Origin of the sequence: Pantoea sp. ACRSC, assembly GCF_022346785.1 — a bacterium.
Classification (GTDB): domain Bacteria; phylum Pseudomonadota; class Gammaproteobacteria; order Enterobacterales; family Enterobacteriaceae; genus Pantoea; species Pantoea alvi.
The window spans coordinates 1-9,154 of the sequence record NZ_JAKRNN010000044.1 but is presented as its reverse complement, the minus strand read 5'-3'; the positions used below and the strand labels follow the sequence as shown (position 1 = coordinate 9,154).

Here is a 9,154-nt window from a genome sequence, read left to right as displayed (position 1 = left end):
CAATGCTGGCCGTCCTGCTGGTCAATCCAGCGAAAGGCACCGTGCGCCACGCCAGAGACATTCCATGCAAGCACATCCTGACGGGTGATGATGCAGGCCGCACACTCTCGCGCGGCGTGCAGATTGCCGCAGCAGGCTACCGCGTCGCCCGCTCTAAGCTGGTCTGGTTTGCTGCCACTGGTGAGGTGCCTGACCGCGTACTACTGCGCAAGGATGGTGACTGCTTCAATGACGCTATCAGTAACCTGCAAAAGCCACATCTACCGGAGTACGTCAAGAGCAACGGCGGCGGCTTCTGTGCAGCCCTGACGGTTTCCGGCTCCACCGTTAGCGGCCCGTCGCGCCGCACCGTTGCAGAGGCCGAGGCCGATGCAGTCCTGATGCTGAAAGTACGCGCCGCAGCCTAATCCACACCGAACCGGGCAGCAAGCCCGGCCCACCGAATCAGCGCCCTGCTGATACACCCGGCCAATCCCGGCCACCTCAACCAAGGAGACTCGAATGAGTATCACCAATTCAGGCGTAGAGACACGCCAGACCCTGCTGCAATCCCTGCTGACCAGTGCCAAACTGCTGGACGTTTCTCAGATGGGCGGTGCAGACCTGAGCACTAACGCGGCACGCATCGACGCTGCATTAGACGAACTAGCCGCAGCGCTGGAAGCAGCTGGAGTAGCGGAGCCGCTGCCGGACGGCACGGCCAAAGTTACAGACGGTACAGCAGTAAACGTTACCAGCGGCTCTCTGAGCGTACCCGCCAGCGTCAAGGTGAGCGGCACCAGCCTGAGCAGCGTTGCCCTCAGCAATGAAACAGATGCCGTGGTAAGTGATACACAAGCCGTCAGCATTCAGGACCGCAACAATGTCACCCTGTTAGGCTCCGGCGTCGCAGCCCGCGTATCCCGTGGGGGCTTAATCAGCGCGTACTTCACTGGCCTGAACTATGGGATCAACAGCGACGGGAACCCGCTGGACGTGACCACCGGGCGCGGCAACTCAACCGCTGCCGGACGTGTCCGCTGCTACGTGGTGAATAACGTGGTGAAGAATGTCTATCTGGACGGCGCTGCAATGCTCCAGAATGGCGCTGCTGTACGCGTCCAGAATGCCTCTGCTTTAGGCGTTGATGATAACTGCACAGCTATCGTTGCCAATAACCTGCTGACCGCTGTGCAGCTGCCTGCGGACGTCTCCGCTATTCGTAGCGGTAAGGTGAAGGTGATCACCGATGCTGCCGGGCATACAGCGAACGCTACGCCTGCTGTCTCTGCCGGGAACCTGACCAGCCAAACGCTGGAAGGCACCGCCAGCCTGACCGTTAACGGCTCAAGCGTCACCATCGACGGCCAGACGTATACGTTTACCGTTGCAGGCGGTGCGATCACTGCCGTTGCAGTAGCTGCCGCTGCGTCCAGTTAATCCCAGAGTTTGCGCCACCAACTACGGCTGGCGCTAACCTCTTTTGCAGTCTTGTCTTCCAGTAGCCCGGCAACGCGCTCTGCGGCATCCTGAGCGGCTTTCTGATACTCCCGCACCTCTGCCCTCAATGATTCTGTTTCGCGCTGTAGAGACTGTATAGCAGCTGTCAGTTCGGCCATCTGTTCCGACTGCCCTGCATCCTGTTTAGTTTGTGGCTGTATCGACTTGTTACGTTGTGACGTTTTGAGGGTAACACTACCATAATGCCTTTCGAGTTCCGCGACGTGAATAAACCGCTTACCCTGCTTACGGGTTACAGACACCAGACCTTTATCAATATGCGCGTACAGCGTCTTGCGGCTGACTCCTGCGGCCTTCGCTGCATCGGAAAGGTTGAGGTAGGGTGTATACTCTGGCGGCTCTACAGGGCGCTCTGAGGCGGTAGATTCTGGTTGTGTATCCATGCTGTAACCTGCTGCGGCTGCGCGGCTTATTCCGCTGTTTACTTTGTGCAGTATACACCCGGAAGCACAACGAGAAAGCCCAGCATTGCGCCGGGCCAAAGTGTTACATCTTGCCGTAACTTTTCTGCATGTAGTCCCGGTAAGCCATGTCACGGGAAGCCTGTACAGCCTTCGCTTTCTGGCGCTCTGCAAAGCCTGCGTAAGCCTTCACACCTCTGCACCCTTTCCACAGCATTAACCCGACGCCGCCAGCTATCAGCGCAACACTGAGCGCCTGCAACGTACCGAACCACAGGGAACTGGCGACACCCCACACTGGCAGATACAGCAGACCCCATATCAAAGCGTGCTCCACGAACGAACGCCCAGCGCTGCGGCCCTTTAATCCGGCTGGCTCAACCGGGAAGTCTCGCCAGTGCCTGTCTACATATTCATTCACGCTTGCGCACTTACAAGGGCAGGTTGTTACTTCACTACTCATGCTGCCAATTCCTTTTTGATACGAAACACTGTTGCCCGACCACACCCCGCCAGCTTCGCCACTTCGTCCGCTGACATTCCCCGGCCTAACAGCTTAGATACTTTCTCGCGTAGTTCTGTGTCTTTACTGCGTCCCTTAAACTTCCCTTCCTCCTTCGCTATTGCAATGCCTTCCTCCTGACGCTGCCGGATGAAACCGCGCTCCAGCTCTGCGACCGCGCCCAGCATGGTGATCATGAATCGGGTTGTAGGATTGCCAGCCTCAAACGTCATGCTGTTGTCAATGAACTGCACCGATACGCCGCGCTCCGTGAGGCTGTCCAGCAGGCTCAATAGCTCTTTGGTATTACGGGCCAGACGGTCAACCGACTTAACCAGCACCGAATCACCTGCACGAACGCGGCTGAGCAGCGACGTAAGCGCCGGACGGTCAATGCTCTTGCCCGATACCTTATCAATCAACACCTCGTCACACAGTGGCGCTAAGGCTTCCTGCTGGCGTGCTGTGTTTTGCTCTTTCGTACTGACCCTTGCGTAACCGAACTTCATTGCTCTGCATCCTGTGTATCAATCAACTGACCCTAAAGATACCGTATCAATAGGCTCAGGTCAACACTAATTTTGATACTCCTGATACCGCACCCGGTTAAGTCGCGCTGTCGTCTACTCAAACGATACCTGATTATACAATCACAACCACCCAATAAGCATTGACAAATCAGGCATTTAATGAAACTACATCCAATGAAAACACACGTATAGGAGAAGTAGAACCCACCACCACCAAAGGAGCAGCAACTATGCACGACACCACACTAACCGCAGTACAGCGCAGCCTGTTAAATCACTTCAAAGCAGGCGGCACCCCGGACCCGGCAGAGCTGGCCCGCGACGGCAGCGCTACACAGTTTGCGTGGAACATCTGGCAGACGATGCAGGGCAATGCAGCAGCCGTTGTTGGCCCATGTAAAGCCGGGCTGCAATCCCGCATCAAAGACGCACAGCGCCGCCAGTATGCAGTACAGAAGGAGTTAGGCCAGTTGGTAAGAGAACTACACCCGGACGCCGTACCAGTGCGCCAGCAGGACGCTACAGAGCTTGTAGCCAGTGCTTTCCGTCAGTATGAAACCGGAACCTTTGCCACGGCCACCAGTGCGGCTACAGCGCTATTCCCGGATGCAGCAAAGGCAACCGCAGTGCTACGCAGGACCGGACAGCGTAAGCGCATGAAAAGGGCTGTAGCCGCGTGTCGCAATATGCCCGGCGCTGTTGCGTATCAGGAACAGGCTGGAGCCAGAGCCTACGGCAAGTTAGCCCACGACTCCGGCAGCAGCACGTTCGGTAGCGTATCGGACGCCATGAGGCTGACGCTGGCAGTAGAAGGCGCGGAGAGAAAAGCAGAGCAGGCACTAAGCCGGGTTGATGAACTGGAGGCCCGTATAGCCGCATTAGAGGCGCAGGCAGCAGCACAGAGCCAGCGAAACGCTGTAGACGATGCAGGACAAGACCCGAAAGTGTTAGCCCGCAACATGAGAGCAGCAGGAGCCTCGTTAGGTGATATTGCCAAAGCAACAGGCCGTAGCCGTTCCACTATTCAGCGTTGGGTTTAACCCGCGCTGTACCGTTGTACGCACTTGTACGCATCAGGTGTATGCGTGCGTACAGCTGAATACAGCAAAATGTTCTAAGTATCTTCGATACTAATAAAGCGTTAAGCCGTGGAGTCTGACGAGTCAAAGAGATAACAACAGGACAGCAGACCGGATAAGCCAGTAGACCTCTGGCAATCTGGTTAGCTTAATGATTGGTTGAGCAAGATAGGTATGGACGCCTGCGGCGTTGGCGCGAAGCATAGCATGGAATTTTGGACGTGTAAACATCTGGATGGCTAAAACTTAAATTTCTCCCGGCTGGCTACGAGAGGCCCACGGGGGAAAGCGCTCCTTCATTGTCAGGGGCCGGGCCTCACATGAGTAAAATAATTTTTAGTGTGCTACTGCACGCACCAAGCCATTAATATCCTGCTTCGCTAGGTACTGAAATTCGCCAACCACCTCATCAACCCGCGCCCGCATCAACCGGAAAAGCTCACGATCATCATCGTTTATTAAATTCTTACGAAACACGATGAACTCATTCACGGCATTCAGAAGGTTAAAGGCACATACCCTTAACGGATCATCCGCCACTATCTCTAACTCATGGTAAAGACGGAGATACGCAAAGTAATCATCCTCATCTGCCCGGCACTGTATATCCCGGTATTTCTGCACCAATACATGCGACGTCGTTAGGTAATCCACATACAGCAGGCGCTTTCGCTCACTGATCTGCCGATGATGCAGCCGCGTATCTTTATCGGTTTCATGTTTATGCGTAAGCCGCAGCGTGTAATACCCAGAAACGGCAGCAATTGCGGCTCCCAGACCAATCTTTACGACCGAATCTAATACCTCGTAACCCGTCATTGAATCACCTTTTAGCTGGACCTCTCCCCAGAGGCATGATCCAATTATCACCACATACACCACCGATAATCAATCTTTTATTAATCAATAACTTAATAATACAATTGTATTAATATCATACTATTTTATCCAATGGTGATTGACGTTATAGAGAGAGATAAGCCCATCCTTATCCCGCTCTGACTCCTAGTGTTTATTGTCGAACACGCAAAGCAGTACCGGGCAGCGCGGCGCAGGCACCTCCTGAGCCGTGGGCCTTCCCGCCCAACCGAGGCAGCAATCCGGCTTATCGGTCTGTAGCAACCCTGCGCAATTATTGGCGTAATACCGTGGGGATGCTGCATACCGATGCGTCGGGAACCGCATCAAATCGCATTAGTCCGCGAACTGCTCAGAGGTTGTTAATACGACCGTCTCCAAGGCGGTGCAGGCTGGCCCTCTTACTGGCCTGCACCTCACCTTTTCCCTGAGCCATTCCTTAACCAGCCCTGATTCAATCCGCATACATCCTGAATATCCGCGCAGCCCGCCGCACTGCGTGCAGGGTGTAGCCGAATTGAATTAGCCCTCAATTCCTTTGGTAGTTAGTTGTTCTCTCCAGTTGGTTTCTGTTCTCGCCGTGGTGGGTGCGCTCAGAGAAATTTACCCATGCAGCAGCGTGGGTTTATTTTCTGAATTGTCCACTTCAACGAGCGACAGCAAGCAGCGACAACCCAGCACCAACGCAGCCTACAAGGGTTTTATCTTTGCGTTTATCCAATCAGTAACCAATCGGCACCCGCAACAACACCCCATCCAGCGTGCGCAGCACCCGGCACCGATTGGACATTTCCATAACTGCCCATTATCCACGGTTAAGCCACCTCCCGGACCCAGTGCACACAACCCACGCCAAACGCCCCAGCAGGCTCGCCCTGCTCCATCCTCAGCACCTTAAGGAGCAAACCCACATGAATGCACCAGCAATCAACACAACCCCGCAGAATGCCTTACAGCGCGTTTCCGGCGACCTCACAGGCACAGCCGTTAAGCGTGGCACCAAATGGGGCGGCCACAACGCCCAGCGCCGCTCTACATGGAAAGGTAAGAAGCTGCCGCAGTACCCGAACGATGGACGCTACTACCGCCGACCCAGCACCAACCAAATCGCCAACGCACTCAGCAACCCGAACCCGGAGCATTGGGTAAACATCTGGCTGCATCGTCTGGCCATCCTTGACCCGTCTCGATACGCAGCCTTGCGCAGCGCCTTTGCAGATAAGGGCAAAGCGGGCCTGAGCGCCTGCGGTTATGAGAGCAAGCGCCCTTGCCCTAAGTGTGGCGGTACGCACCGCTTTGCGGTGTATGACCAGTGCAGCAGCTGCAACAAAGAAACCCGCTACGGCAAAGAGCCGAAAGCCAGTGAGTCCGAGCTGATTAAGCGTGAGCAGAAGAAGCAGGCCAAGGCCAGCGCCGAAGCTGCAACCGTTGAGGCCGCAGGCTGGCTTGATGGCTGGACCTTCATTTGCGCAGGCTCTCGCACTCTGGTTAAGCACCCGGAGCTGACCAGCGGTAAGCCGCAGGTACTGACCGAGACACTAATCCTTGAGCACCACACCGATGCACAATTTGCAGCCCTCTATCAGTGGGCTTGCAACAGCGCATCAATCCCAGACGGCGCAGAGTACAAGCGCCAATAACCACCAGCCAGAGAGGAGAAATCACATGGCTAATCAGTACGAAGACCGCGACGACCTTGCACAACCTGCACCGCAGACCCGTGACAGTAAAGACTATCTGCGAAACATGGCGGCAATCGACAATGACCACCGCCGCACCCCTGAGCAGAAGCTGAAAGCAAAGCAGCTGCTGACCGCCAGCGCATTCCAGCGCAACCGCAGCTAAAGGCGTCTCCTCGTTAATTCTGACGGGCAGACCCTTTGCCCGTTCAACAGAATCCACGTAGGAGCGCCATCAATGCCATTACCAGCAGCAGCACAAGCAGCTTTCGACAACCTCCCCACCGCAGCAGCAACCGCCGCAGCACAAGCCATCGGCCAGCGGGACCGCATCATTGATGCGTACCTGAACGGTAGGCCTCTACCGCGCAACGATGCGCAATTCAAAGAGCAGCGGCGACAACTACGCCGGGCGCAACGCCGGACAGAGCTGGCCGCACAACCCATAGCCGAGCGCTACGGAATCCGGTTCGACGCACGCGCCGGACTCTGGACCCTGTACCTCGACAACGAGGCGGCAGCCACCAGCACGGACCTCCCGACGCTGGAGCGTGCTTATCCCGAAATCCTGCACCAGCACTTAGTGGCTGCACTGCGGGCAATCCACCACACCGAAACTACGGAGTAAACACTATGAGCAACCAAGAGAAGTCTATTTTAGACGGCGTTGACTTTGCCGAGATTGAAGCGATGGCAGCAGCTGAGCCAGTTCCCCCGCTGGTATCCGTTGAACTATTGCCAGAGACAGACGCGACTTTAGCCACCGACGCAGATATTGCCGATGCACTGGCGGCAGTCACCGCAGTAGACCCGAGCGCATCAGCACCCGGCCTGCTGCATAACCAGAGCGCAGCCCGTGGCGTTGGCTCAATCACTCACCGCAGCGGCGGTAAGGTGACGTCTCAGCGCGTGGAGTTCGTTGTAGCGAAGATGGACGAAGCGAAGGAACTACGGCAGCAGCTGCTGGCCGAGGGTAAACTGACCGAACATCCAAACTTTGAGCAGGACATGCTGGCTATCGTTAGCCCGACCGCTATCCGCAACAGCCTGCGCAGCAACGCAGACATTAACGCGCAGCTGTCAGAGGTGGAGCGGATGCCTGGCACCCGCGCCAGCTATCCGCACATGGCGAACGCCAAGGAAGACGTAGCCCAGACCATCCTTGCGATGTGTCGTAACCCCGCTGATGCTGAAATGATTGCAGCTATTGCCAGCTGCCTCCCTGATTACATGCGGCACCAGCAGAAGCAGCGCCACCTATTCGCCGTGCAGGAAGCGCACGCCGAGGCAGTAGATAAGCACGTAGCCAGTGAAATGCGTGCAGCGTTGAAGCGTCTGGAGTTCCGCAGCGGTATCCTCACGGCTGGCGGTGATGCTCAGCTGGCGCAGGATTTAGCAGCGTGGCAGGAGCGCGGCAATAAGCTGTCCATCAAGTCGAACCTAAGCGCAGCCCCGCACCTAATTCCGCTGCTGCCTTTCCACGATGCGAAAGAGCTGGAGCAAGTTCTCTGTGAGATTGCGCAGTACATCCCAGACAACGGCCACCGATTCAAAGCTGTAGTGCTGGCACCTGATGCCCGGCACCGCGCAGCTGAGACTTACGAAGACGCGAACGCAGCGCCAGAAGGTTTCACCAGAGCTGAGCTGAGTTTCGGCTTCACCCGTGTTGATGCTTCGACCGTTCATATTGAAGTGCGTGAGCGCGTGCTGAACGCTTCAACGTGGAGTCCAGCAGCTGACCTTAATCCGTTCGTACTGGTGGCGGCGTGGGACGTTTACGGCGCTGAGAATTGCACTGGTCAAATCTCGCCGGATACCGGGAAAGTGCGCAAAGTGCAGGCTGATAATCTGGCATTCTTGAAAGAGGAAGCGGAGAAGGCTGGCGCGGTGTTTGAGTTCCCGGCGCACTGGCAGGCTCTGACCAGCGCAGCGGCAAGGCTGTCATAAGCATTTGACCATGCTCCAGATGTACGAAGGGCCGGAGGATTGATTAAATCCACCAGCCCCTGTACTCTAAATCTTGCAGACTTGCTAAGACTCAGACCGCAATCCAATCTTAGCAAGCGTCAGAGGGATTGTCACCCCTGACGATAAATCACCGTAAAGATGACATTAAACCATCTGCACCTATTCTGTGCCGGGCCATCAAGCCGGGCCACGCACGCGCGTATAAACAGGCAAACTGTGGTATTCGTCCCTGCACACGATATGCAGGCTCTACCGCCGTCTCACTGTACGATAATCAGTACCTGATAAACGGCATGGAATAGCCGGATTGCAAAGACCGTTGACGATGCGCTAAAGCGCCCTGTGGTTAATACCACATTGGGCTTTATGGCTCCTATTGTCTGAAATCACCCACACCCACCTAAACGGCAACGCTACGCGCATTCTGAGAATCGGCGCGGGCTTCTGCACGTCTAAATTCAAGGACAGACCCTATGAAATCAGCAACCACCCCAACCACTCCCGAACACTTCAAGGCAATGCTGGCCGTCCTGCTGGTCAATCCAGCGAAAGGCACCGTGCGCCACGCCAGAGACATTCCATGCAAGCACATCCTGACGGGTGATGATGCAGGCCGCACACTCTCGCGCGGCGTGCA

Annotated in this window: 11 protein-coding genes; 7 read left to right on the top strand and 4 right to left on the bottom strand. The window is 56.0% G+C overall.

The genetic code is table 11. From position 1 onward, the window contains the following. Both MHZ97_RS21960 and MHZ97_RS21955 read left to right on the top strand, forming a co-directional pair. On the top strand, window positions 1-407 hold a 407-nt coding region (locus MHZ97_RS21960), incomplete at its 5' end, for a hypothetical protein (RefSeq protein ID WP_239323852.1). A 94-nt stretch (window positions 408-501) separates the two neighbouring features. Further along, window positions 502-1,419 (top strand): hypothetical protein, encoded by a 918-nt coding sequence (locus MHZ97_RS21955; protein WP_239323850.1) that lies wholly within the window; start codon window positions 502-504, stop codon window positions 1,417-1,419. Here the strand turns inward: MHZ97_RS21955 and MHZ97_RS21950 are convergent. From MHZ97_RS21950 to MHZ97_RS21940, 3 genes are all read right to left on the bottom strand, one after another. Then, window positions 1,416-1,883, bottom strand: coding sequence for a helix-turn-helix domain-containing protein (locus MHZ97_RS21950; protein WP_239315669.1), 468 nt, complete (start codon window positions 1,881-1,883; stop codon window positions 1,416-1,418). The two genes, MHZ97_RS21955 and MHZ97_RS21950, sit on opposite strands and share 4 nt — an antisense overlap. 103 nt (window positions 1,884-1,986) lie before the next feature. Continuing rightward, on the bottom strand, window positions 1,987-2,364 hold the full coding sequence (locus MHZ97_RS21945; protein WP_239315668.1) for a hypothetical protein: 378 nt from the start codon (window positions 2,362-2,364) through the stop codon (window positions 1,987-1,989). Then, a complete protein-coding gene (locus MHZ97_RS21940) occupies window positions 2,361-2,912 on the bottom strand; it encodes a recombinase family protein (protein ID WP_239315667.1) in 552 nt (183 codons plus the stop codon). Before MHZ97_RS21940 ends, MHZ97_RS21945 begins: the two co-directional genes overlap by 4 nt. 251 nt (window positions 2,913-3,163) lie before the next feature. Here MHZ97_RS21940 and MHZ97_RS21935 point away from each other — a divergent pair, with 251 nt between their 5' ends. Beyond that, window positions 3,164-3,973 (top strand): helix-turn-helix domain-containing protein, encoded by an 810-nt coding sequence (locus tag MHZ97_RS21935; protein WP_239315666.1) that lies wholly within the window; start codon window positions 3,164-3,166, stop codon window positions 3,971-3,973. A 375-nt stretch (window positions 3,974-4,348) separates the two neighbouring features. On the opposite strand, the gene MHZ97_RS21930 is transcribed toward MHZ97_RS21935, so the two are convergent. After that, window positions 4,349-4,831 carry a hypothetical protein gene (locus tag MHZ97_RS21930; protein ID WP_239315665.1) on the bottom strand — a complete coding sequence of 161 codons (483 nt, stop codon included), beginning with the start codon at window positions 4,829-4,831 and terminating at the stop codon, window positions 4,349-4,351. Between the two features lie 950 nt (window positions 4,832-5,781). Here MHZ97_RS21930 and MHZ97_RS21925 point away from each other — a divergent pair. From MHZ97_RS21925 to MHZ97_RS21910, 4 genes are all read left to right on the top strand, one after another. Continuing rightward, a complete protein-coding gene (locus tag MHZ97_RS21925) occupies window positions 5,782-6,510 on the top strand; it encodes a hypothetical protein (RefSeq protein ID WP_239315664.1) in 729 nt (242 codons plus the stop codon). Window positions 6,511-6,535: 25 nt separating this feature from the next. Further along, entirely contained in the window at window positions 6,536-6,715 is a 180-nt protein-coding gene (locus MHZ97_RS21920) for a hypothetical protein (RefSeq protein ID WP_113655911.1), read from the top strand. A 72-nt stretch (window positions 6,716-6,787) separates the two neighbouring features. Beyond that, on the top strand, window positions 6,788-7,177 hold the full coding sequence (locus MHZ97_RS21915) for a hypothetical protein (RefSeq protein WP_239315663.1): 390 nt from the start codon (window positions 6,788-6,790) through the stop codon (window positions 7,175-7,177). Between the two features lie 5 nt (window positions 7,178-7,182). Then, complete coding sequence (locus MHZ97_RS21910) at window positions 7,183-8,496, top strand: hypothetical protein (protein WP_239315662.1); 1,314 nt, start codon at window positions 7,183-7,185, stop codon at window positions 8,494-8,496. Window positions 8,497-9,154: the final 658 nt, after the last annotated feature.